At 47.1% G+C, this 533-nt stretch carries 1 pseudogene; it reads left to right on the forward strand.

The window, feature by feature from the left end:
- Window positions 1-432: 432 nt before the first annotated feature.
- Window positions 433-533 (forward strand): annotated as a pseudogene (locus L5L97_RS22865) (IS110 family transposase); the annotation flags it as partial.

Here is a 533-nt window from a genome sequence, read left to right on the forward strand (position 1 = left end):
AAAATCAGGAGCGCAGCCATACCTTACGACCCCGAATACGAAGCTTACTTAAGTAAGCGGAAACAGGCAAAGGAAGGTCGAAACTCTTGGTTCGATCCTGTCTTAGCTGCTATATAGGGTGCTGGGTAACAGAACACGCCTTAGTGGAGGCTTGAGCCGTATGCAGTGAAAGTTGCACGTACGGTTCTTAGGAGGGCGGCACTTGGTAACAGATGCCGTCTATCCGACCAAAGCGTGCTGCGTAACGCTTTTAAATCTACAGATTACGCGAATGCACGAAAGGTGAGCCATGGTGATTTGCGAGACGACCGTCCGCCCCATGGACGGGGCGGTCGAGCATCCAAGGATGATGGGATGGACACCTCTTGTGAAGTAGGCGTCATTTACGCCATATTGAATTTGCACGTTCAATAACAACAAAAGGTGTCCAAAATGAAAGTTACACTAATAGGAATTGATCTCGCAAAAAATATCTTCCAAGTATGTGGAGTTAATCAAGCAGGCAAGAGTGTTTTTAACCGTTCGATTAAACG

The sequence above is a fragment of the Shewanella sp. SM71 genome (assembly GCF_025653905.1).
In the GTDB taxonomy this organism is placed as follows: domain Bacteria; phylum Pseudomonadota; class Gammaproteobacteria; order Enterobacterales; family Shewanellaceae; genus Shewanella; species Shewanella oncorhynchi.